The organism is Dietzia sp. UCD-THP (assembly GCF_000349585.1).
GTDB classification, from domain to species: domain Bacteria; phylum Actinomycetota; class Actinomycetes; order Mycobacteriales; family Mycobacteriaceae; genus Dietzia; species Dietzia natronolimnaea_A.
Map to the genome: position 1 here is coordinate 1 of NZ_AOSR01000012.1, position 21,778 is coordinate 21,778.

21 protein-coding genes are annotated in these 21,778 nt (G+C 70.4%); 9 read left to right on the forward strand and 12 right to left on the reverse strand.

Translation table 11 applies throughout. The features are described from left to right. Positions 1-16 precede the first annotated feature (16 nt). On the reverse strand, positions 17-997 hold the full coding sequence (locus tag H483_RS22315) for a 4-hydroxy-3-methylbut-2-enyl diphosphate reductase (RefSeq protein ID WP_031264450.1): 981 nt from the start codon (positions 995-997) through the stop codon (positions 17-19). A 72-nt stretch (positions 998-1,069) separates the two neighbouring features. Between H483_RS22315 and H483_RS22320 the strand changes: the two genes are divergently transcribed. Genes H483_RS22320 through H483_RS22330 form a run of 3 tightly spaced genes read left to right on the forward strand, consistent with a single transcriptional unit; the run spans position 1,070 to position 3,008 of the window. Further along, on the forward strand, positions 1,070-1,453 hold the full coding sequence (locus tag H483_RS22320) for a hypothetical protein (RefSeq protein ID WP_017835472.1): 384 nt from the start codon (positions 1,070-1,072) through the stop codon (positions 1,451-1,453). Then, entirely contained in the window at positions 1,450-2,781 is a 1,332-nt protein-coding gene (gene xseA / locus H483_RS22325; RefSeq protein WP_017835473.1) for an exodeoxyribonuclease VII large subunit, read from the forward strand. The genes H483_RS22320 and xseA overlap by 4 nt, the downstream gene beginning before the upstream one ends. Then, positions 2,781-3,008 (forward strand): exodeoxyribonuclease VII small subunit, encoded by a 228-nt coding sequence (locus H483_RS22330; protein WP_017835474.1) that lies wholly within the window; start codon positions 2,781-2,783, stop codon positions 3,006-3,008. The genes xseA and H483_RS22330 overlap by 1 nt, the downstream gene beginning before the upstream one ends. 29 nt (positions 3,009-3,037) lie before the next feature. On the opposite strand, the gene H483_RS22335 is transcribed toward H483_RS22330, so the two are convergent. Further along, entirely contained in the window at positions 3,038-3,601 is a 564-nt protein-coding gene (locus tag H483_RS22335) for a DUF4245 domain-containing protein (RefSeq protein WP_081615069.1), read from the reverse strand. Positions 3,602-3,749: 148 nt separating this feature from the next. On the opposite strand from H483_RS22335, the gene glpX reads away from it, so the two are divergent. Together glpX and H483_RS22345 are read left to right on the forward strand one after the other, a co-directional pair. Further along, entirely contained in the window at positions 3,750-4,760 is a 1,011-nt protein-coding gene (gene glpX / locus H483_RS22340) for a class II fructose-bisphosphatase (RefSeq protein ID WP_017835476.1), read from the forward strand. 58 nt (positions 4,761-4,818) lie between these two features. Next, on the forward strand, positions 4,819-6,222 hold the full coding sequence (locus H483_RS22345) for a class II fumarate hydratase (protein WP_017835477.1): 1,404 nt from the start codon (positions 4,819-4,821) through the stop codon (positions 6,220-6,222). Between the two features lie 67 nt (positions 6,223-6,289). Here the strand turns inward: H483_RS22345 and H483_RS22350 are convergent, their stop codons facing one another. The 3 genes from H483_RS22350 to H483_RS22360 form a co-directional block, all read right to left on the reverse strand. Then, positions 6,290-7,645: a PhoH family protein gene (locus H483_RS22350; protein WP_017835478.1), complete on the reverse strand. Its 1,356-nt coding sequence runs from the start codon at positions 7,643-7,645 to the stop codon at positions 6,290-6,292. Positions 7,646-7,875: 230 nt separating this feature from the next. Continuing rightward, positions 7,876-8,328 carry a MaoC family dehydratase gene (locus tag H483_RS22355; protein ID WP_017835479.1) on the reverse strand — a complete coding sequence of 151 codons (453 nt, stop codon included), beginning with the start codon at positions 8,326-8,328 and terminating at the stop codon, positions 7,876-7,878. Between the two features lie 23 nt (positions 8,329-8,351). Further along, complete coding sequence (locus H483_RS22360; protein ID WP_017835480.1) at positions 8,352-9,479, reverse strand: acyl-CoA dehydrogenase family protein; 1,128 nt, start codon at positions 9,477-9,479, stop codon at positions 8,352-8,354. Between the two features lie 117 nt (positions 9,480-9,596). Here H483_RS22360 and H483_RS22365 point away from each other — a divergent pair, with 117 nt between their 5' ends. Continuing rightward, positions 9,597-10,598 carry a MaoC family dehydratase gene (locus H483_RS22365; RefSeq protein ID WP_017835481.1) on the forward strand — a complete coding sequence of 334 codons (1,002 nt, stop codon included), beginning with the start codon at positions 9,597-9,599 and terminating at the stop codon, positions 10,596-10,598. A gap of 26 nt (positions 10,599-10,624) precedes the next feature. Further along, positions 10,625-11,383: a FadR/GntR family transcriptional regulator gene (locus H483_RS22370; protein ID WP_238556205.1), complete on the forward strand. Its 759-nt coding sequence runs from the start codon at positions 10,625-10,627 to the stop codon at positions 11,381-11,383. Between the two features lie 33 nt (positions 11,384-11,416). Here H483_RS22370 and fabG read toward each other — a convergent pair whose 3' ends face one another. The 3 genes from fabG to H483_RS22385 are packed head-to-tail and all read right to left on the reverse strand — an operon-like array spanning position 11,417 to position 14,554. Then, a complete protein-coding gene (gene fabG, locus H483_RS22375; protein ID WP_017835483.1) occupies positions 11,417-12,157 on the reverse strand; it encodes a 3-oxoacyl-ACP reductase FabG in 741 nt (246 codons plus the stop codon). Beyond that, entirely contained in the window at positions 12,138-13,325 is a 1,188-nt protein-coding gene (locus H483_RS22380) for a CaiB/BaiF CoA-transferase family protein (protein ID WP_017835484.1), read from the reverse strand. The genes fabG and H483_RS22380 overlap by 20 nt, the downstream gene beginning before the upstream one ends. Then, the gene (locus H483_RS22385; protein ID WP_017835485.1) at positions 13,322-14,554 is read right to left on the reverse strand and encodes an acyl-CoA dehydrogenase family protein; all 1,233 of its coding nucleotides are present in this window, start codon (positions 14,552-14,554) and stop codon (positions 13,322-13,324) included. Before H483_RS22385 ends, H483_RS22380 begins: the two co-directional genes overlap by 4 nt. A gap of 116 nt (positions 14,555-14,670) precedes the next feature. Between H483_RS22385 and H483_RS22390 the strand changes: the two genes are divergently transcribed. Both H483_RS22390 and H483_RS22395 read left to right on the forward strand, forming a co-directional pair. Further along, entirely contained in the window at positions 14,671-15,927 is a 1,257-nt protein-coding gene (locus H483_RS22390; protein WP_017835486.1) for a CoA transferase, read from the forward strand. Between the two features lie 29 nt (positions 15,928-15,956). After that, positions 15,957-17,060, forward strand: coding sequence for a zinc-binding dehydrogenase (locus H483_RS22395; RefSeq protein WP_017835487.1), 1,104 nt, complete (start codon positions 15,957-15,959; stop codon positions 17,058-17,060). A 306-nt stretch (positions 17,061-17,366) separates the two neighbouring features. Here the strand turns inward: H483_RS22395 and H483_RS22400 are convergent, their stop codons facing one another. The 4 genes from H483_RS22400 to H483_RS22415 form a co-directional block, all read right to left on the reverse strand. After that, positions 17,367-18,509: a thiolase family protein gene (locus tag H483_RS22400; RefSeq protein WP_017835488.1), complete on the reverse strand. Its 1,143-nt coding sequence runs from the start codon at positions 18,507-18,509 to the stop codon at positions 17,367-17,369. Positions 18,510-18,561: 52 nt separating this feature from the next. Beyond that, positions 18,562-19,767, reverse strand: a complete 1,206-nt coding sequence (locus H483_RS22405) for an acyl-CoA dehydrogenase family protein (RefSeq protein WP_017835489.1) — start codon at positions 19,765-19,767, stop codon at positions 18,562-18,564. Positions 19,768-19,806: 39 nt separating this feature from the next. Next, positions 19,807-20,568, reverse strand: a complete 762-nt coding sequence (locus tag H483_RS22410) for an SDR family NAD(P)-dependent oxidoreductase (protein WP_042328822.1) — start codon at positions 20,566-20,568, stop codon at positions 19,807-19,809. Positions 20,569-20,660: 92 nt separating this feature from the next. Beyond that, a complete protein-coding gene (locus H483_RS22415) occupies positions 20,661-21,731 on the reverse strand; it encodes a phosphotransferase family protein (RefSeq protein WP_042328824.1) in 1,071 nt (356 codons plus the stop codon). Positions 21,732-21,778 lie beyond the last annotated feature (47 nt).

The following is a 21,778-nucleotide window of genomic DNA, read 5'->3' on the forward strand; positions in this document are numbered from 1 at the left end:
CTTGTTCAGCAGTCTCCTAGACCTTCTTGGGAACCCGGAGCTCGCGGGGCAGGGAGAACGTGATGGTCTCCTGCGCGGTCCGCACCGAGGAGACGTCGTTGTAACCGTGGTCGGCCAGCAGGTCCACCACCCCGCGCACCAGCAACTCGGGGACGGACGCGCCCGAGGTCACGCCCACCGTGGTGACACCCTCGAGCCACGAGGTGTCGATCTCCTTGGCGTAGTCGACCAGGTGGGCGTCGCGCGCACCGGCCTGCAGGGCCACCTCGACGAGCCGGACCGAGTTAGACGAGTTCTTCGACCCCACCACGATCACCAGGTCGCATTGCGGTGCCATGGTCTTGACCGCGACCTGCCGGTTCTGCGTCGCGTAGCAGATGTCGTCCGACGGCGGGTCGATCAGCGTCGGGTACTTCTCCTTGAGCCGGCGGACCGTCTCCATGGTCTCGTCGACGCTGAGAGTCGTCTGCGAGAGCCAGATGAGCTTCTCGGTGTCGACGGGGATGTCCAGGGCGTCGACGGACTCCGGGCCGTCGACCAGGGTCACCACGTCGGGCGCCTCTCCCGCGGTCCCCTCGACCTCCTCGTGGCCCTCGTGGCCGACCAGCAGGATCAAGTACCCCTCCCGGGCGAAGCGCTTGACCTCGGTGTGGACCTTGGTGACGAGCGGGCAGGTCGCGTCGAACGTGGTCAACTCCAGTTGCAGGGCGCTCTCGCGGACGGCCGGGGAGACCCCGTGGGCCGAGAACACCAGGTTCGACCCGTGCGGGACCTCGTCCGTCTCGTCGACAAAGATCACGCCCTGGTCGGTGAACGACTCCACCACGTGCTTGTTGTGGACGATCTCCTTGCGCACGTACAGCGGTGCACCGTGCTTGGCCAGGGCCTTCTCGACCGTCTCGACGGCCCGGTCGACGCCGGCGCAATAGCCACGCGGTTCCGCGAGAAGCACTCGCTTGGTTGCCGGTTCGGCGATCATGTCGGTCTGCTCGGTCATGGCACCAGGGTACGGTTCATACTGGATTCCGACCATCACGCCTCCCGGACGCCCCCCGGCAGAGAGGTTCCCATGCTCCGACCCTTCTTCCTCACCCGCGTCTCCATCGGCGTGGCCGCCTCCGCGGTCGAATACGCCGCGGAGCTCCCCGGGCGTGCGGTCCAGGCGGCGGTCTCGCTTCCCACGGTCCCGGTGAAGGTCGCCGGCAACCTGGTGCAGACGTATCTCCACGCCGGTCAGGCCGTCGCGGAGCTCGCGGTCAAGGGGGACCGGGTGATCGCGGCGGTGTTCCCCGCCCGATCGGATCAACCGGAATGGGCGACGTTCGACGAGGATCTCGACACACCCGGGGGCAGCGCCCGGTACGGCACCGCGGCGAGCGCGGACGGCGGCGCGGGTGACGACGGTGACGACCCCGATGTCCCGACCGGCCGCGTCACCCCGCGCTCCACGTGACCGCCGGAACCTCGAGGTCCCCCAGCACCCCCGAACAGCCGTGGCCGGTCCGGGTGGTCTCGGACCAGATCGCCAACTGGATCCACCGGCTCGGCGCCGTCTGGGTCGAGGGCCAGATCACCCAGTTGAGCCTGCGCCCCGGCACCCGGACCGCATTCCTCACCCTGCGCGACCCCTCGGTGGACAATTCTCTGACCCTCACCTGCCCGCCCCGGCTCATCTCCGAGGCTCCGGTGCCGGTGACCGAGGGCAGCCGGGTCGTGATCCGCGGAACCCCCCGCTTCTACACCGGTCGTGGGTCGTTCTCGCTCCAGGTCTCCGAGATCCGTCCGGTGGGCATAGGCGAGCTCCTCGCCCGCATCGAGCGGCTCAAGCAGGCCCTCGCCGCCGAGGGCCTGTTCGATCCGCGGCTCAAGCGACCGCTGCCGTTCCTCCCCACCTGCGTGGGACTGGTCACCGGACGCGCGAGTGCGGCCGAGCGGGACGTGGTCGAGGTGTCCCGCGGGCGGTGGCCGGACGTGCGGTTCGCCGTCCGCAACACCGCGGTGCAGGGGCCGTCGGCCGTCCCCCAGATCCTGGAGGCGCTGGCCGAACTCGACGCCGACCCCGTCGTCGACGTGATCATCCTCGCCCGCGGCGGGGGTTCGGTCGAGGACCTGCTCCCGTTCTCGGACGAGGCCCTGGTCCGGGCGATCTCGCGATGTCGCACACCCGTGGTCAGCGCGATCGGGCACGAACCGGACTCCCCCCTGTCCGATCTGGTCGCCGACCTGCGCGCGGCCACCCCCACCGACGCCGCCAAACGGGTGGTCCCGGACGTCGTCGAGGAGCGGCGCAGGATCGCCGACGCCCGCGCGAGGACCGCGCGCGCACTGCGAGGATGGGTGGAGCGGGAGCGCGCACAGCTCGCCGCGATCCGCTCCCGACCCGTCATGGCGAACCCGTACGGGATCGTGGAGTCCCGGGCCGAGGTGGTGGCCGAGGCTCTCCGGGCGGCCCGCCGCGACATCACCCGGATCATCCAGACCGAGTCCACGTCACTCGGCCACCTCGCGGCGCGACTCACCACACTCGGACCGGCCGCCACCCTGGCCCGCGGGTACGCGGTGGTCCAGTCCGTCGCGGGGGATCACGACGGACGGGTGGTCTCGTCGATCGCCCACGCGCCACCCGGATCCCAGCTGCGTATCCGGGTCTCGGACGGGGCCCTGTCCGCCGCGGTCCTGGGCTCCACCCCCGCCGCGGGCCGGACCGCCGCCACCACAACCGAGCCCACCACACCCGCGCCCGCCACACCCGAGCCTGACTCAACCGAGGAGCAGTCCTGATGTCCGACGAGCAGACCCCCGTCTCCCAGCTCGGCTACGAGGAGGCCCGCGACGAGCTGATCGAGGTGGTCCGCATCCTCGAGGCCGGTGGGCAGGACCTGGACGCCTCCCTGGCGCTCTGGGAGCGCGGCGAGGAACTCGCCGCGCGGTGCACCGAGCACCTCGACGGAGCACGCGACCGGATCGACGCCGTTCTGGGCGACGACGACTCGGGCGACCGCACCTAGTCGAGATCACACCTCGTCGTCGCCGAGGCCTATCGACTGTCGGGAAGCGGTTCGGCGTCCTGGACCGCCGCGGCCAGCGCCTCGAAGTCCGAGGTGGTGGCCGACCCGGTCACCGCCACCCGCACGTCGTCCAGGTCCAGGACCCACACCGGGCGGACGTCGTCACCGGTGAACACGGTCCACTCCCGCCCGGTCACCGGCACGATCGTCCGGTTCGGCCTCGGGCCACCGTTCAGCGACCGGAACGCGTCCTCCGGGGCGTCGGACTGGACCAGTTCGACGAAGCTACGCTCCCCCGTCACCCATCCCACGTGGCTCGAGGTGGTGTCGGCGAAGCTCTCTACGCGCCCGGAGTTGGAGGTCCATCCCTCCGGAACGTCCGGGGAACGGACCGGGAAGTCCAGACTCCTCGCGTCCTGACGCAGGGACGCCTCGGCGTCGAACTCGGGGATCGCGCCCTGCTGGGGTCCCGACGGGCTGAACGTGCACTGCCCGGACACGCCGGCGAAAAGTCCGACGATCACCATGAGAACCACCACCGACCAGAACATGTCGCGGTTACCCTGCAGGATTCTCGGTTTTGGCTCGGCCACGGCGTCGAGTATCCCACCCGGCCGGGGCATGTCGGGCGCCTGGCCCCCGGCGAAGGCCGACAGGTGCAACAATGAGCGCCGACACCCCATCGCGCGGCGAGCCGCCCCTGCCCGTCCGCCTGCAGCTATCCGAGGAGCCCGACGCCACATGTCAGACGCCCTACGTCCCGACCGTAACCTCGCCATGGAGCTCGTCCGAGTCACCGAGGCCGCCGCGCTCGCGGCCGGCCGGTGGGTGGGCCGGGGCGACAAGCTCGGGGGTGACGGCGCGGCCGTGGACGCCATGCGCGAGCTCATCGGCACCGTGGACATGGACGGCGTCGTGGTGATCGGCGAGGGCGAGAAGGACGAGGCGCCGATGCTGTTCAACGGCGAGAAGGTCGGCACCGGGCACGGACCCGCCGTCGACGTGGCGGTGGATCCGATCGACGGCACGCGCCTCATGGCCGAGGGCCGCCCCAACTCCATCGCCGTCATCGCCGTCGCGGAGCGGGGCGCGATGTTCGACCCCTCCGCGGTGTTCTACATGCGCAAGATCGCCGTGGGACCGGATGCGGTCGGCCACATCGACCTGTCCAAGTCCACCGAGTGGAACATCGTCTCCGTGGCCAAGGCCAAGAACATCGACGTCGGGGACATGACGGTGTGCGTCCTCGACCGCCCCCGGCACGCCGAGCTCATCGCGGAGATCCGTGCGGCCGGCGCCAAGGTCCGGTTGATCATGGACGGGGACGTGGCCGGCGGCGTGGCCGCCGCCTCCGACGACAGCTCGGTGGACATGCTCATGGGTATCGGCGGCACCCCGGAGGGCATCATCACCGCCTGCGCCATGAAGTGCATGGGCGGCGAGATCCAGGGGCAGCTCTGGCCCCAGGACGACGCCGAACGCCAGAAGGCGGTCGACGCCGGTCTCGACGTCGACGCGTTCCTCGGCACCGACGACCTGGTCAAGGGCGACAACTGCTTCTTCGCGGCGACCGGCATCACCAACGGCGACATGGTCCGCGGCGTGAGCTACCGCTCCAACGGCGCGGTCACCAGGTCCCTGGTCATGCGGTCCAAGTCGGGTACCGTGCGGCACGTCGAGGCCCGCCACCGTATGGAGAAACTCCGCGAGTTCTCCGCGGTCGACTACGGTCAGGGGTCCCGCGACAGCTGACCCGCCCGGGCCCGCGGAGCGGCTGCACGTCGCGGCGGCCACGCCTACTCTGGCCCGTATGGCTGACCAGAGTGAATTCCGTATCGAGCACGACACCATGGGCGAGGTCCGAGTACCGGTAGATGCGCTGTGGCGGGCCCAGACGCAGCGGGCGGTGGAGAACTTTCCGGTCTCCGGCAGCGGCCTCGAGCGCGCACAGATCCGCGCCCTCGGCCTCCTCAAGTCCGCCTGCGCGACGGTCAACGGTCGTCTCGGGCTCCTCGAGCAGACCAAGGTCGACGCGATCGTGGCCGCGGCCGGCCGGATCGCCGACGGGGAGGTCGACGAGCACTTCCCCGTGGACGTGTTCCAGACCGGGTCCGGGACCAGTTCCAACATGAACGCCAACGAGGTCATCGCGTCGCTGTGCGCGGCCGAGGGTGTCACCGTGCACCCGAACGACGACGTCAACATGTCGCAGTCCTCCAACGACACCTTCCCCACCGCGACCCATGTCGCGGCGACGGAGGTGGCGCTGACCGAACTCGTCCCAGCGCTGAGCGGGCTGGCCGAGTCGTTCGAGCGGAAGTCCGTCGAGTGGCGGGACGTGGTCAAGTCCGGCCGCACCCATCTCATGGACGCGGTCCCCGTGACCCTGGGCCAGGAGTTCGGGGGGTACGCGCGCCAGCTCCGGGCCGGGGCCGAGCGTGTCTGCGCCACCCTGCCCCGGGTGGGCGAGCTCCCGATCGGCGGCACGGCCGCGGGCACCGGCCTCAACGCACCGGACGGGTTCGGCTCCGCGGTGGTCGAGGAACTGCGCGCCCTCACCGGGCTCGAGGAGCTGCGCCTGGCCGCGGACCCGTTCGAGGCGCAGTCCGCCCGTGACGGTCTGGTGGAGCTCTCGGGGGCGATGCGGACGATCGCCGTCTCGCTGACGAAGATCGCCAACGACGTCCGCTGGATGGGATCCGGTCCCATGACGGGCTTGTCCGAGGTCCACCTGCCGGACCTGCAGCCCGGGTCGTCGATCATGCCCGGCAAGGTCAACCCCGTACTCTGCGAGACCATCTCCCAGGTCGCCGCCCAGGTCGTGGGTAACGACGCGGCCGTGGCCTGGGCCGGCGCGACAGGGGCCTTCGAGCTCAACACCGCGATCCCGGTGATGGCGCGAAACGTCCTGGAGTCCGCTCGGATCCTCACCACGTCCACCACGCTGTTCGCCGAGCGCTGCATCGACGGGATCGAGCCCGACGTCGACAGGATGCGCCGCTACGCCGAGTCCTCGCCCTCGATCGTCACCCCGCTGAACTCCGCCATCGGCTACGAGGAGGCCGCCCGGGTGGCCAAGCACGCGCTGGCGGAGGGGATGACGATCCGCGAAGCCGTGATCGCCCTGGGGTTCGTCCCCGACCCACTGAGCGAGGACGAGCTGGACCGCCGCCTCGACGTGCTGGGGATGACGGGGCTCGACCGCGAGCGGTGACGCCGGCTCTCTCACCCTGGAGCGGTGCGTGCCCGGCCCGGGAACGCCCGGGCACGCAGCGCGCCGGTCAGGCGGCGTGGATCCGGCGCAACTCCCCGGGCAGGGCGTCCGGGTGGAACTCCTCGAGCATCGTGGTCACCAACTCGGCGATCGCCGACCGCTCCGAGCGGTTGAGGGTCACGTGCGCGAACAACGGATGACCCTTGAGCTTCTCCACCACCGCCTGGATGCCGTCGTGGCGACCGACCCGCAGGTTGTCACGCTGGGCCACGTCGTGGGTGAGCACGACCCGCGAACCCGTTCCCAGCCTGGAGAGCACGGTGAGCAGCACGTTGCGCTCGAGTGACTGCGCCTCGTCGACGATCACGAACGAGTCGTGCAGGCTCCGGCCCCGGATGTGGGTGAGCGGGAGCACCTCGAGGATGTCCCGGTCCATCACCTCGTCGATCACGTTCTCGCTGACCAGTCCCTCGAGGGTGTCGAAGACCGCCTGGGACCACGGCGACATCTTCTCGCTCTCGCTGCCCGGGAGGTAGCCGAGCTCCTGGCCGCCCACGGCGTAGAGGGGCCGGAACACGACGATCTTGCGGTGGCGGCGCCGCTCGAGGACGGACTCGAGCCCGGCGCACAGGGCGAGCGCGGACTTGCCCGTTCCCGCCCGGCCCCCGAGTGAGACGATCCCGATCGACTCGTCGAGCAGACAGTCGATGGCGATGCGTTGCTCGGCGGAACGGCCCCGCAGGCCGAACACCTCGACATCCCCGCGGACCAGCTTCAATCCGCCGCCGTCGGTGACGCGGGCCAGTGCCGACGACGACTCGGTCTGGACCCGGATACCGCAGTGGACCGGGGCCTGTACGTCCAGCCCGGCCGCGCGGGCCGCGAGCGGCGACGCCCCACCGTCGGAGAACAGGGTGTCCACGAGATCCTGGGTGGCGGGCAGGTCGGCCACCCCGCTGTACCCGGTCAGCACCACGTCCTGGGCGTGGTACTCGTCTGCGGGCAGACCCACCGATCCGGCCTTGACGCGCAGCGGCACGTCTTTGGAGACGAGGACGGTGTCCTGGCCCTCCGCGCGGAGGTTGAGCGCGCACGCCAGGATCCGGGAATCCTCGCCGGTGTTCCGGAAGCCGGTCGGCAGGATCGTCTGGTCCGTGTGGTTGAGCTCCACCCGCAGGGTGCCGCCCTCGTCGGTGATGGGCAGGTCGCCGTCGAGCCGTCCGTGGCGCAGGCGCAGGTCCTCGAGGAGTCGGAGGGCCTCTCGGGCGAAGTAGCCGAGCTCGGGGTGGTGTCGCTTGCCCTCCAGCTCCCCGATCACCGCGATGGGCAGCACCACGCGGTGCTCGGCGAAGCGGGTGACGGCCCACGGGTCAGAGAGCAGAACCGAGGTGTCGAGGACGTAGGTGCGTACGGTGTCGGTCACGGCGGACTCCTGGCCCGCGGCACCGCGGGCGAGCTGGGGGTGGACCGGTCGGCTCAGGTCACCTGGTGGTGACGGGGCCGGGTGCCGGCCCCCTCCCGATCGAGTGCGTCGATCATCGGCTGGGACCTCCCGACGGTCGGCTTCCCCACCGACCGTTGAGAGTCACGCTACGCCCGAATCACACGACTGTGAGTTAACTCATCGTGAATTCGTGGGACTCGGCCCCCGCCTCACTCGACCATCATCCGGACGGTCTCGGCCACGACCGCCGGACGGTCGGAGCCCTCGACCTCCACGGTCACCAGACTGTTGAGCTGGACTCCGGCGGACTTGCGCTGGAGCGAAGTGAGTTCGATGCCCGCACGGATCCGCGAGCCCACCGGGACCGGGGCCGGGAACCGGACCTTGTCGACGCCGTAGTTGATCATCATCCGGAATCCCCGGATGTCCAGAACCTCCGCCCCCAGCACCGGCAGCAGGGACAGCGTCAGGTACCCGTGGGCGATGGTGGCGCCGTACGGCCCCTGCGCGGCGCGGACGGGATCCACGTGGATCCACTGGTGGTCCCCGGTGGCCTCGGCGAACGCGTCGATCCGGTCCTGCGTGATCTCCAACCAGTCGCTGTACCCCACGTGTCGGCCGAGTTCGGCCTCGAGCTGCTCCAGCCCCTCGAACACCCTCATGACAGTCCTCCTCGCTGCACCAGTTACGATGCGATGACGTTGCGTTGGATCTCGTTGGTCCCCTCGCCCACGATCATGAGCGGGGCGTCCCGGAAGTACCGCTCGACGTCGTACTCCGTGGAGTACCCGTAGCCGCCGTGGATCCGTACCGCGTCGAGCGCGATCTCCATGGCGGCCTCGGAGGCGAAGAGCTTGGCCATCCCCGCCTCCATGTCGCAGCGCTCGCCGGCGTCGGCACGCTCCGCCGCGTGGAGCGTGAGCCGGCGCGCGGCGGAGAGCCTGGTGGCCATGTCGGCCAGGCGATGGCCGATCGCCTGGTGCTTCCAGATCGGTTGGCCGAACGACTCCCGTTGCTGCGCGTAGGCGAGCGAGTCCTCCAGGGCGGCCGCCGCGACCCCGAGGGCACGGCCCGCGACCTGGATCCGTCCGGTCTCCAGGCCCGTCATCATCTGGGCGAACCCCCGCCCCGGCTCCCCGCCGAGGATCTGCGTGACGGGCGTGCGATAGCCGTCGAACGCCAACTCACACGTCTCGACGCCCTTGTACCCCAGCTTGGACAGGTCCCTGGAGACGGTCAGACCGGGCCCGTGTTCGACCAGGACGATCGAGATCCCCCTGTGCGCGGGAGTGGCCGCGGGATCCGTCTTGCAGAGCAGCGCGATGAGGCCGGAACGGCGCGCGTTGGAGATCCACGTCTTGGCGCCGGTGATCACGAGGTCGTCGCCGTCGCGAAGGGCGGTGGTTCCCATGGCCTGGAGGTCCGATCCCCCTCCCGGCTCCGTGAGCGCCATGGTCGCCCGCACCTCCCCCGTCGCCATCCTCGGCAGGTAGGCGGATTTCTGCTCCGCGGTCCCGAACCGGGTGAGCAGCGTGGCCACCACGGTGTGCCCGCCCATGGCACCGGCGAGCGACATCCACCCGCGGGCGAGCTCCTCGGTCACGTGCACGAAGCAGGGCATCGAGACCGGCATCCCGCCGTACTCCTCGGGCACGGCAAGACCGTAGATCCCGATCTGCTTCATCTGCTCGATCCAGCGTTCGGGGTACGAGTCCGCGTGTTCGGTCGCACGGACGGACGGCCTGACCTCGCGGTCGATGAACCCGCGCACGGTCGCGACCAGGTAGGCCTCGTCCTCGTTCAGGTCCGGCACCGCGCAGCACCTCGTCGTCGTCGCTCGGTCGTCCGCCCGGGTGGACGTCGGCCCATCGTCCCAACCCGCCGAACATCCGTCAATAATCATGCTCATGGATTGCCTAGGATGGCGGTCATGGACAGTCGCGGCCACCTCCCCGTCGGCGGACCCCACTTCGATCAGCTGGCGGTGGGTCAGGTCATCGTCGACGCCCCGGCCGTCACCCTCACGGACGGGCTCGCCGCCAGCCATCAGGCGATCCTCGGCGATCGCCTGAGGCTCCCCCTGGACCGCCATCTCGCCCAGACCGTCACGGGCGGCACGGTGGCCCACCCCGGCCTGGTCGTCGACGTGGCGGTCGGTCAGTCCTCCGTCCTCACCCAGCGCGTCAGGGCCAACCTCTTCTACCGCGGTCTGCGTCTGCACACGGCGCCCGCGATCGGGGACACCCTGTCCACCAGGACCGAGGTCGTCGGGCTGAGGACCACCCGCGCTTCACCGGGTCGCGCCCCCACCGGACTGGCCGCCCTGAGGGTGACCACCACCGACCAGGACGGGCGGACCGTCCTGGACTTCCACCGGTGCGCCATGCTTCCGCTCACGCCGGGCATCGATCCGGCGTCGTGCGAGCACGCCGACGACCTGACGACGGTCGGCGTCGCCCCCACCCCGCCGTGGGCCACGCCAGCCGGGTGGGACGTGGCCGCGTACCGCGCCGCGGTCCCCGGGGCCGGCGACCCCCTCCCGGCCGAGGGAACCGTTTTGCGACCCGGGGCCGACGTGGTCTCCGGTGCCCCGGAGCTGGCCCGGCTCACCACCAACATCGCCCAGACGCACCACGACGCCCGCGTCTCGGGGACCGGCAGGCTGGTCTACGGTGGCCACACCATCGGGCTCGCACTGGCCCAGGCCACCCGCGCACTGCCGACGATGCTCACCGTGCTCGGCTGGCACTCGTGTGACCACCTGGGCCCGGTTCGCGAGGGCGACACCCTGAGCAGCGACCTCGTGGTGGGGGCAGCTGACGACCTCCCCGGCGGCGGGACGGCGCTCGACCTCCGGTCACTCGTCACCGCCCACCGCGACGACGGCGACGCTCCCGTCCTGGACTGGTCGTTCACCGTTCTCATGCCCTGACGATCGAAACGGGGATAATGGTTGTCATGAGTTCAGGAGGCGGCGCTCGTCCGGGGATGGGTCGTCCCAAGAAGACCGCCCTCCTGGTGGCCCAGCAGATCGTCGAGGACATCTCCCGTCGCGGCAACACCGTCGGTGACCGGTTGCCGCCGGAACACCTCATGCTCGAGCACTACGGGGTCGGCCGCGGCACGCTGCGGGAATCGCTGCGCTACCTGGAGCTGCAGGGCGTCCTCATGCTCAAGCCCGGCCCGGGTGGCGGACCGATCGTGCAGCAACCGGACGGTGGGACGCTCGCCGCCACCCTGAGCCTGCTCCTGCAGTTCGAGAACGCACCGTTCTCCACGATCATGGAGGCCCGCACGGCGTTGGAGCCCACCGTCGCCCGTCTGGCCACCGCGAGGATCGACGATGCCGGCCTGGCCCGACTCGCCGAGAACCTCCGCCTGACCCGGGAGCAGCTGACCGACCAGGCCGCCTTCTCCGCGAACTCCGAGCGCTTCCACGAGCTCGTGGCCTGGAGCTCCGGGAACGCGCTCTTCGGTTATCTCTTCGACGCACTGAGCGGGTTGATCGCCGGCGCTTCGATGGGCATCACCTATCCCAGGCGACAGCGCGAATTGACCTGCGACATCCACGAGGAGATCTACGCCGCCATCGCGGACGGCGACGGGGACACGTCGTCCCACCTGATGTCGGCCCACATCACCGAGCACACCACCTATCTGGAGAAGCGGTTCCACAAGGCACTCGCACGGCCGATACGGTGGGACCTCGACGGCTGACCCGGCCGGGCGTTCCCGACCCGGCCGCGCGGCTCAGATGTGGCGGCCACCGGTGATCTCGAGGACCGTGCCGGTCATGTAGCTCGACATGTCGCTGGCCAGGAAGAGCACCACCTGCGCCACCTCGGAGGGCTCGCCGGCCCGTCCCATCGGTATCTCGGCCATCTTCTCGTCCCACACGTGCTGCGGCATCGCCAGGGTCATCGCGGTCCGGATGAGACCGGGCTGGATGGCGTTGACCCGCACGTTCTTGAAGGCGACCTCCTTGGCGGCGGCCTTGGTCAGCCCGACGATCCCGGCCTTGGCGGCGGAGTAGTTGGTCTGACCCTTGAGTCCGACCTTCCCGGAGATCGAGGAGACGTTGACGATCGATCCTCCCCCGTGCTCGCGCATCCGTCCGGCGGCGGCGCGGGTGCCGTTCCACGTGCCCTTGAGGTGGATCGCGATGATGTCGTCGAACTGCTGCTCGGTCATCGTGCGCATCGTGGCGTCGCGGGTGACCCCGGCGTTGTTGACGAACACCCCGAGCGACCCGAACGCGTCCTCGGCCACGTCGATCAGGTGCTCGACCGCCGCGCCCTCGCGGACGTCGCAGTTCACGTAGCGTGCCCTGTCCTGCCCGCCCAACTCGTCGACCGCGGCCGCGCCCGCCTCGTCATCGATGTCTCCCACAACGACGCGCGCGCCGTTGTCGACGAAGGTCCGGGCGATCTCCAGCCCGATCCCGCGCGCGGCGCCGGTGACGACCGCCGTCCTACCCTCGAGCAGTGCCATGGGTGTCCTCTCCTCGTGTCCGACCGGCCAGTTCGGCCAGGATCGCGTCCGTGTGTTGCCCGAGTGCGGGCACCGGCCCCATCGGCAGCTCTACGTCTGCGTAGTCGACGGGCGGTCGCAGTCCGCGTACGGGTCCTGCGGGGGTGTCGACCTGTCTCCACCGGTCCCGCGCGTCGAGCTGCGGGTGGTCGACCAGCCCCCCGACATCGTTGAGCCTGGCCGCCGGGACGCCGGCGGCGTCGAGCCGGTCCGCCAACTCCTCGGACCCGTACTCGCCGGACAGGGAGCTGATCAGCGCGTCCACCTCCGCGCGGCGGGAGACCCGGGCGATGTTGGTGGCGTAACGCTCGTCGTCGACGAGGTCCGGTCGTCCGAACACCTCGCGCACCAGCGCCGCCCAGCCACGGTCGTTCTGTACGCCGATGAGCACCGAGGCGTCCCTGGTGGGAAAGGCGTCGTACGGACAGATCGAGGCGTGCGACAACCCCATGCGACCGAGCTGCCGGCCCTCGTACACCCGGACGTACATCGGGTGCCCCATCCATTCGGCCGTCGCCTCGAACATGGACACCTCGATCGTGGCGCCCCGCCCGGTCCGTTCCCGCCGGAACAACGCCGACTGGACGGCCGACAGCGCGTACATCCCGGTCGCGATATCGGAGACCGGGACGCCCGACTTGGAGGGGCTCTCGGGGGTGCCGGTGATCGAACACAGACCCGTCTCGGCCTGGATGAGCATGTCGTAGGCCTTGCGGCCGGAGTACGGCCCCCCGTCGCCGTAACCGGACAGGGTGACGACGACGAGCTCGTCCCTACGCTCACGGAGGGCGGCGGCTCCGAGGCCCAACCGCTCCATCGCGCCGGGAGCCAGGTTACTCAGGACCACGTCCGCGCGGTCGGCCAGGTCGAGCGCGACCCGGCGACCGTGGTCGGAGGCCAGGTCGAGTGCGATCGATTCCTTTCCCCTGTTGAGCCAGACGAAGTGGGAGGCCTGCCCGTGGACGGCGTCGTCGTAAGACCGTGCGAAATCACCCTCACCAGGGCGCTCGACCTTGATGACGCGGGCCCCGAGGTCGGCGAGATGACGGGTGGCCAGCGGGCCGGCGACGGCCTGTTCGACCGCCAGGACCGTGATCCCCTCGAGAGGGAGCGGTCCGTCACCGCTCATCGCCCGCCGGCCTCGCGGGTCGCACCACGCATCAGCCCGCCGCCGATGATGAGCTTCTGGATCTCACTCGTCCCCTCGTAGAGGCGCAGCAGGCGGATGTCCCGGTAGATCCGCTCGACCGCGACACCGCGCATGTACCCGGTGCCGCCGTGGATCTGCACGGCCAGGTCCGCGACCTTCCCGGCCATCTCGGTGCAGTACAGCTTGGCGACGGACGGGGCGATCCGTCGGTCCTCTCCCGAGACGTACTTGGCCGCCACCTCCCGCACGAGGGCCCGACCGGACATCACCCCCACCTGCTGGTCGGCGATCATCGCCTGCACCAACTGGAAGTCGCCGACGACGGTGCCCCCCTGCGTGGTGGTGGCCGCGTGGGTCAGCGACTCGTCGAGCGCCCTCTGCGCCGATCCCACGGCGACGGCGGCGATGTGCACGCGGCCGCGGGCCAGGGACGTCATCGCCGCGCGGTACCCGGCGTCCTCGTCTCCGCCCACCAGCGCCGAGGCCGGGACCCGCACCCCACTGAACACCACCTCGGAGGTCGAGGACCCCTCCTGCCCCATCTTCCGGTCCTTCGGCCCCACGGTGACCCCGGGCGCGTCGGCGGGGACGAGGAACACGGCGATGCCCGGACCCCGCTGGTCGGCGGGCCGGGTCCGGGCGAACACCACGAACAGGTCCGCCACCGGGGCATTGGTGATGAACCGCTTGGTTCCGTCGATCACCCAGTCCCCTCCGTCCCGGACGGCCCTGGTCGCCAGTCCCGCCGGGTTGGACCCCGCTCCGTCCTCAGTCAGGGCGAAGGACGAGATGACCTCACCCGAGGCGATCCGCTCCAGCCACTCGGCCTTCTGCTCGTCGGTACCGAAGCCCACCAGGACCTGCCCGGCGATCCCGTTGTTGGTGCCGAACAGCGACCGCATGGCCAGGCTGGTGTACCCGAACTCCATCGCCAACTCGACGTCCTGGGACAGGTTCACCCCGAGACCGCCCCACTCCTGCGGGATCGCGTATCCGAACATCCCCATCTCGGCCAGCGCGGTCCGGATGTCGTCCGGGACGGCGTCGGCGTCGGCGATCTCCCGCTCACGCGGGATCACCACCGTCCGGATGTAGTCACGGGTCGCGGCGAGGATCGCAGCGAAGTCCTCCGCGTCGACCCCGGGCCCCACCGCGGCTTCCGACCCCGCTCCGAGACCTGACCGCGCGGTGTCCGCCTGCACGCTCATGTTGCGCCCTTCGTCGTGAACCTCGCGTGACCGGGAACCGGTGCAGCGATGCCTAAACCATTATCATCAATTAGAGAGCAGGGCAATAGCCACCACCGGACCCACGGGAGCCACCGATGACCGACCCGAGCGAGCCGCGACCCCTCAGCGGGATCCGCGTGGTCGAACTGTCCAGCTTCGTGGCCTCTCCCCTGTGCGGGCTCACGCTCGCGCAGCTCGGCGCAGAGGTCATCCGGGTCGATCCGGTGGGTGGAGCGGCCGACGTGCACCGCTGGCCGGTCGCCCCGGACGGCACGTCGATCTACTGGACCGGACTCAACCGGGGTAAGTCCTCGGTGACCCTCGACTTGCGTTCCGACCGCGGTCGGCGGGCGCTGCGGGACCTCGTCACCGCCCCCGGGGAGGGCGGCGGCATCCTCGTGACCAACTCCGGCGGCCGCGACTGGATGAGCCATGAGCGCCTGTCGGCGGAGCGGCCCGACGTCATCACCCTCGAACTGCTCGGACGCCGCGACGGCCGCCCCGGGGTGGACTACACCGTCAACGCCGCCCTCGGATTTCCCGCGATCACCGGGCAGAACGGTGGGCCGGGTGGTGGGCCGGGTCGTGGGCCGGGTGGTGGGCCGGGTCGTGGGCCGGGTGGTGGGCCGGGTCGTGGGCCGGGTGGTGGGCCGGGTGGTGGGCAGGTGGTCAACCACGTCCTGCCCGCCTGGGACGTCGCGGCGGGCCTGCATGCCGCCCTGGCCGTGGTGTCCGCAGTCCGTGACCGCGAGAGGACAGGCCGGGGCCGACGGATCGTCCTGCCTCTCGACGACGTCGCGCTGGCCACCGCCGGCACGCTGGGCTACCTCACCGAACCTCAGATCGACGGCTCCTCGCGTCCTGCCGTGGGCAACTACGTCTACGGCACCTTCGGCAGAGACTTCACCACCGCCGACGGGGGCCGCGTGATGGTCGTCGCCCTGACCACCAGACACTTCCACGACCTGGCGCGGGTGACCGGTACCCGGGATGCCGTCGACGCCCTGGAGTCGGCGACCGGCGCCGACTTCGACACCGAGGCCGACAGGTACTCGTACCGCGAGGTCCTGTCCGCGCTGTTCGCCCGGTGGTTCGCCGCGCACACCACCGACGAGGTCACCCGGGCGCTGGCGGACTCGTCGGTGCTGCACGAGCGGTACCGCACCTTCGACCAGGTGGTCGCGGAGGGCGATCTCGAGGCCAATCCGCTCTTCTCGCCCGTGGAGCAACCCGGGATCGGGTCCTACCTCGCGGCCGCGCACCCCGCGACCTTCGACGGCAGGCACCTGTCCACCGGGCCCGCACCGGCTCTGGGGGTGGACACCGAACGCCTCACCGCCGAAGGGCGCTGAGACGCTCGTCACTGCGTACAGTCGCCACCATGAAGGCTGCGGTGTGCGTCGACACAGAATCCCCCCTGGCGATCGAGGACATCCCGATCCCCGAACCGGCAGAGGGTGAGGTCCTGATCCACAACACCGCCTGCGGGGTGTGCCACACCGACCTGCACGTGATGAAGGGGGAGGTGCGGTTCCCCCTGCCCGGAGTACTGGGACACGAGGTCTCCGGGGTCGTCGCCGAGGTCGGCCGTGGCGTGACGGCGGTCCGCCCGGGCGACCGCGTGGTGGGCTCGTTCATCATGCCGTGCGGGTGGTGCGAGAACTGTGCCCGCGGGATGGAGGATCTGTGCTCCACGTTCTTCGAGTACAACCGTCTTCGCGGGACGCTCTACGACGGGGAGACCAGGCTCCACCGGGCGGACGGTCAGCCGCTCTCCATGTACTCCATGGGCGGCCTCGCCGAGTACAGCGTCACCCCCGCCACCGCGGTGTTCGCACTCCCGGAAGAACTGGACCTCGCGGATTCGGCGATCCTGGGGTGCTCGCTGTTCACCGCATACGGTGCGGTGCGGAACGTCGGTGACGTGCGGACCGGCGAGTCGGTCGCGGTCGTGGCCGTGGGAGGCGTCGGGCAGAACATCGTCCAGCTCGCGGCGGTGGGTGGCGCGGAGTCGGTCATCGCCATCGACGTGGACGACGAGAAGCTGGCCCTGGCGCGGCGCATGGGCGCCACCCACACGATCAACTCGCGGCAGGTCGATGCGACCGAGGCGGTCATGGAGATCACCGGGGGCAGGGGCGTCGACACCACCTTCGAGGCCCTGGGGTCAGCGGCCACCACCCGCCAGGCCACCGACATCGCGCGCGAGGGCGGCAGGGTCGTGGTGGTGGGGATCCCGCCGGCAGGAACGGTGCTGGACGTCGACCTCGCGCGGGTCGTGCGACGCAAGATCCAGATCAAGGGCTCCTACGGCGCCCGCGCCCGGCAGGACGTACCAGCACTCATCCGGCTGCTCGCCGCCGGGAGACTCGATCTGAGCAGCGTGATCTCCCGGCGCGTCGGGCTCGAGGAGGCGCCGGAGACCTACCAGGCGCTCGACCGCGGGGAGGTCCTCGGCCGCGCCGTCGTACTCACCGGGGCCTGACCCGCCCCGACCCCGCTCCCCCGCCGGCCCTCCCACGCCGGGCATCAGCACGCGCGCCGGGCATCCGCACGCGCGCCGGGCATCCGCACGCGCGCCGGGCATCCGCACGCGCGCCCGTACGCCCACAACACAGCCGCCCCCGACGATGGCGTCTGGCGTGCGCAGATGCGCAGGCCGGAGTTCATCGCGGGGGGCGGCTGTGAGTCCCCGGGCAGCCGCTCGCTCAGATGCACGCCGGCTGCAGATGCACGCTGGCTCAGAATGCGCGCCGGCTGAGAATGCGCGCCGGCTGAGGATGCCAGGCCGTCAGAGCAGCTCGATGATGGTGGCGTTGGCCTGGCCACCGCCCTCGCACATCGTCTGCAGGCCGTACGTGATGCCCTGGTTCTTCATGTGGTGGACGAGGTCGGCGAAGATCCGGGCACCCGAGCCGCCGAGCGGATGGCCGAGCGCGATCGCGCCACCGTTGGGGTTGAGCCTGGCCGGGTCGGCTCCGGTCTCGGCGAGCCACGCCATCGGCACCGAGGCGAAGGCCTCGTTGACCTCGAACACACCGATGTCGTCGACCGTCAGGCCCGAACGCTCGAGGGCCTTGGCGGTGGCCGGGATCGGGGCCGTGAGCATGATGACCGGATCGTCGCCCGCCAGGGTGGCGGTGTGGACACGGGCAATCGGGGTGCAGCCGTACCTGGCGGCCGCCTCCTCGCTCATCACCAGGATCGCCGCCGAGCCGTCCGAGATCTGCGAGGCGTTGCCGGCGTGGATCACGCCGTCGGACTTGAACGGGGTCTTGAGCCCGGCCAACCCCTCGACCGTGCTCCCGCGTCGGATGCCCTGGTCGGTGTCGAAGATGCCGTCCGGGGTGGTCACCGGGACGATGTGTCCGGCGAAGAACCCTGCGTCCTGGGCGGCGGCGGCCTTCTCGTGCGAGGCCACGGCGAACTCGTCGAGCTGCGTGCGGGACAGGCCCCACCGCTCGGCGATCATCTCGGCGCCGACGCCCTGGTTGGGCAAGGTGCCGTCGTATCGACCGAGGAAGTCCTGCCCGTACGGGATCCCCTCGCCGGTGATGGAGCTGCCCATCGGCTGACGGGTCATGGATTCGACGCCGCCGGCCACCACCACGTCGTGGTAGCCGGACTCGACCACCGCGACGGCGAAGCTCAGCGCCTGTTGAGACGAGCCGCACTGGCGGTCGATGGTCACACCCGTCACCGTCTCGGGCCAGCCGGCCGAGAGGACGGCAGTGCGCGCGATGTCACCGGTCTGCTCGCCGGCCTGGGTCACGCACCCCCAGATCACGTCCTCCACGATCCCGGGGTCGATTCCGGCGCGCTCGACCAGAGCGTTGAGGACCGTGCCCGACAGATCGGCCGGATGCACCCCGGCCAGACCACCATTGCGTTTGCCGACCGCGCTGCGCACGGCCTCGACGATTACAGCTCCCATATCCTGCATTCCTCCAACTCGGTCCACCTGGAATTGGTGGGAAAACCTAGTGTTACCCGATGAACGGCGGGGTGCGCCTGAGTTCGCCGCGCGCGATGGTGCGGCGGTGCACGGCGTCCGGGCCGTCGACGATCCTCAGGGCCCGCGCCCAGGCGTAGAAGTACGCCAGTGGCGTGTCGTCGGAGACGCCCGCGCCACCGAAGATCTCGATCGCCCGGTCGATCACGGTGCAGGCGACCTGCGGCGCGATCACCTTGATGGCAGAGATTTCGAACCGGGCCTCCTTGGCCCCGACGGTGTCGATCATCCACGCGCAGTGTTGGACCTGCAGGCGTGCCTGGTCGATCTCGATGCGGGAGTTGGCGATGTGCTCCTGCACCACGCCCTGCTCGGACAGATACCCGCCGAAGGCGTGGCGCGACTTGGCCCGGTCGACCATGAGCGCCAACGCCCTCTCCGCCATCCCGATGGCGCGCATGGCGTGGTGGATCCGGCCCGGGCCCAGACGCGCCTGGGCGATCGCGAAGCCGGCCCCCTCCTCGCCGAGCAGGTTTGACGTCGGCACCCGGACGTCCGAGAACACGAGCTCACAGTGGCCGTGCTGGTCCTGGTAGCCGAACAGCGGCAGGTTGCGCTCGATGGTGAGCCCCGGGGTACCGCGCGGGACCAGGACCATCGACTGCTGACGGTGGGTCTCGGCGGTCTCGTCCGTCTTGCCCATGACGATGAAGATCTCGCAGCGCTCGTCGGCCACTCCAGTGATCCACCACTTGCGACCGTTGATCACGTACTCGTCGCCTTCGCGGCGGATGACGGTCTGGATGTTCGTCGCGTCGGAGGAGGCCACGTCAGGCTCGGTCATGGCGTAGGCCGACCGGATCCTGCCCTCCTTGAGCGGCTCGAGGTACGCGGCCTTCTGCTCGTCGGTCCCGAACAGGTGGAAGGTCTCCATGTTCCCGGTGTCGGGCGCCTGCGAGTTGATGGCTTCAGGGGCGATCACCGGCGACCAACCGGAGATCTCCGAGACCGCGGCGAACTCGAGATTGGAGATGCCGGACCACTCGGGCAGGAAGAGGTTCCACAGCCCGCGACGCCGCGCCTCCGCCTTGAGGTCCTCCATGACGGGCGGGTGCTCGTGGTCGCCGTGCGTCCGCAGGTACTCGGCCCACACCGGCTCGGCGGGGAACACATGCTCGCGCATGAACTCCCACATGTTCTCCTGCAGCTCGACGCTGCGCTGGCTGTGCGCGAATTCCATGGTGATGTCTCCTGGGTCGAGAACTAGTGAGGTAGTGGGCTAGTGAAGGGTCATGCCGCCGTCGACGGTGAGGGTCGACCCGGTGATGAACGACGAGGCGTCGGAGGCGAGGAAGAGAAGAGCGGAGTCGAGCTCCGGCTGCAGACCGAGCCGACCGAAGATCGTGCGTCCGGTGATGTCGGCGAGCATCGTCTCGGGGATCTCGTCGGTCATCTCCGAGGCGAAGTACCCGGGGGCGAGGGCGTTGACGCGGATCCCCCGCCGACTCCCCCACTGCGCGGCCAGGTCCCGGGTGAGCCCCAGCACGGCGGCTTTGGAGGCGGAGTAGGCGGCCTGCGGGGCGAATCCCGCGGTCAGGCCGAGCACGCTGGCCACGTTGACGATGCTCGACCCGGGCTCCATGACGGCCGCGCACTTCTTGGCCGCCCAGTAGGCGCCGTGGAGGTTCACGTCCACCACGCCCCGGAACTGCTCGGGCGTCTCCTTGAGCGCGGGAACCGCGGTGCCGATGCCGGCGTTGTTGACCAGCACGTCGATCCGCCCGTGAGAGTCCATCGCGTCGCGGACCATAGCGGCACACGCCTCGGGGTCCGCGACGTCACAGGCCACCGTCGATGCCGTACCGCCGGCCGCGCGGAGCTCCTCGGCGAGGGCGTCGAGGCGCTCCCGACGGCGCGCGGCCAGGACGACCGTCGCACCGGCGGAGGACAGGGCGCGGGCGAATCCGGCGCCGAGACCGGACGACGCTCCGGTGATCACCGCGACGCGCCCGTCCAGGCGGAAGCGGTCGAGCACGGGCAGTGCCGTCTGAGGACCCGTGCGGGGGTCGACCGGCCCGCGCGCGGCCCGGGCGGGTGAGTCGGGAGCGGTGGCGTCGGAAGCGCGATCAGCCATCAGCGGGTGCCTTTCCGGGAGTCGAGGATCGAGTGGCCGTACTCCACCAGCTCGCGGATCTGCGGGCCGATGTCACCGAAGTCCTGCCCGGCCATGTCACCGGCCTCCGAGCGGGTGGCCACACCCTGGGCGATCGCCGCGAACTTGAACGTCGCGAACGCCAGGTACCAGGGCATGTGCGCGGGGTCCGTGCCGGTCGCGGAGCAGTACCTGTCCAGCAACCGCTGCGGTCCGGGCCATCCGGGGCCCGTGGTCAGGCTCGGGATCAGCGGGACCTCGGGTCCGTCGGGGTCGCCCCAGTACAGAACGGTCTGGGCGAGGTCGGCCACCGGGTCGCCGAGGGTCGACAGCTCCCAGTCGAGGATCGCCTTGATCCGCCCCGGATCGTCGGCGTCGACCACACAGTTGTCCATGCGGTAGTCACCGTGGATGATGCGCGACGACGGCGAGGTGGGCAGGTCCTGTCCGAGACGCGCGGCCAGCTCGGGCAGGCGGTCCGCGCGGACGCTCGCGCTCGCCTTCTCGGACTGTCCCAGCCACCGGCGTAGCTGCCGTTCCAGATACCCCTCCGGCCGCCCCAGATCCCCCAGGCCGACGGCGTCCTGATTCACTGCGTGGAGAGCGACCATCGCGTCGATCTGTGCGTCGGCCATGGCCGCCTTGTCGTCGTCGGATTCGGCGTAACCCGGCGGCAGCGCGTCACGGATCACGTGACCGACCACCTTCTCCATCACGTAGTACGGGACCCCCAGGTCCTCGCCGGTGGTCTCGTTGAGCACGATCCCGGCCACCGGGACATCCGTCGAGGCCAGCCCCAGCTGGATGCGCGCCTCGCGTCCCATGTCGTGAGCACTCGGAAGTAGCTCACCCGTGGGCGGTCGACGCAGGATGAGCTCCCCCGCGTCCGAGCGGAGGGTGAAGGTGAGGTTGGACTTGCCCCCCGCGATCAGCTCGGCGGAGAAATCCGTCCAGGCGTCCTCGCCCGAGGCCTCGGCGATCCTGGGCCCCACGACGTCGGGGCGGAGCAGTGTGTCGATCGGCAGGCCGTCGGTGGATGCTGGTGGAGTCATGGGGTGATCCTCGCGGTTGGTGGGCGGTCGCATGGACGGAACGCCGG